At 64.6% G+C, this 1,474-nt stretch carries 1 protein-coding gene; it reads left to right on the plus strand.

Going from position 1 to position 1,474, the window contains the following annotated elements:
* The coding region (gene xsc, locus GS605_RS20925; RefSeq protein WP_171725213.1) for a sulfoacetaldehyde acetyltransferase at positions 1-1,474 on the plus strand (1,474 nt) is incomplete at both ends.

Raw genomic sequence — 1,474 nt, forward strand, 5'->3', positions numbered from 1 at the left:
CCGCAGGCGGCGAACAAGACCATCGGTCAGGGCGGTTTCCAGGAAGTTGAGCAGATGAAGCTGTTCGAGGACATGGTCGCCTATCAGGAAGAGGTCCGCGACCCGACCCGCGTCACCGAGGTTCTGAACCGCGTGATCATGAAAGCCAAGCGCGCCAGCGCCCCGGCCCAGATCAACATCCCGCGTGACATGTGGACCCAGGTGGTCGATATCGACCTGCCCGCCATCGTCGAGTTCGAGCGCCCTGCGGGCGGCGAAACCGCCGTGGCGCAGGCGGCCGAGCTGCTGTCGAACGCCAAGAACCCGGTGATCCTGAACGGTGCGGGCGTGGTTCTGTCCAAGGGTGGGATCGAGGCCTCGAAGGCGCTGGCCGAGCGTCTGGATGCGCCGGTCTGCGTGGGTTATCAGCACAACGACGCCTTCCCCGGCAGCCACCCTCTGTTTGCCGGCCCGCTGGGCTACAACGGCTCGAAAGCCGGGATGGAGCTGATCAGCGAGGCGGATGTTGTCCTGTGCCTCGGCACCCGTCTGAACCCGTTCTCGACCCTGCCGGGCTATGGCATCAACTACTGGCCCACGGATGCGAAGATCATCCAGGTCGACATCAACCCTGACCGTATCGGCCTGACCAAAGCGGTCAGCGTCGGCATCATCGGCGACGCCGCCAAGGTGGCAAAGGGCATTCTGGCCCAGCTGAGCGACACCGCCGGTGACGAAGGCCGCAAAGAGCGCAAAGAGCGCATCGCGCAGAAGAAATCGGCCTGGGCGCAGGAACTGACCTCGATGACCCACGAGGATGACGATCCGGGCACCACCTGGAACCAGCGTGCTCGCTCGGCCAAGCCCGACTGGATGAGCCCCCGCATGGCGTGGCGCGCCATTCAGGCGGCCCTGCCGAAAGAGGCGATCATCAGCTCGGATATCGGCAACAACTGCGCCATCGGCAACGCCTATCCATCGTTTGAAGAGGGCCGCAAATACCTGGCGCCGGGCCTGTTCGGCCCCTGCGGCTATGGCCTGCCGGCCATCGTTGGTGCCAAGATCGGCTGCCCGGATGTGCCGGTCGTGGGCTTTGCCGGTGACGGTGCCTTTGGCATCGCGGTGAACGAACTGACCGCGATCGGCCGCGAGGAATGGCCCGCCGTGACCCAGATCGTGTTCCGCAACTACCAGTGGGGCGCGGAAAAGCGCAACTCGACCCTGTGGTTCGACGACAACTTCGTCGGCACCGAGCTGGACACCAAAGTGTCTTACGCCGGTATCGCGCAGGCCTGTGGCCTGAAGGGTGTCGTGGCCCGCACCCAGGACGAGCTGACTGCGGCGCTGAATCAGGCGATCGAGGATCAGAAGAACGGCATCACCACGCTGATCGAGGCCCTGATCAACCAGGAGCTCGGCGAGCCTTTCCGCCGCGACGCGATGAAAAAACCCGTCGCCGTCGCCGGAATCTCCGCCGATGACATGAAAGCTCAGG

Source organism: Ruegeria sp. HKCCD7559 (genome assembly GCF_013110575.1).
In the GTDB taxonomy this organism is placed as follows: Bacteria; Pseudomonadota; Alphaproteobacteria; order Rhodobacterales; family Rhodobacteraceae; genus Ruegeria.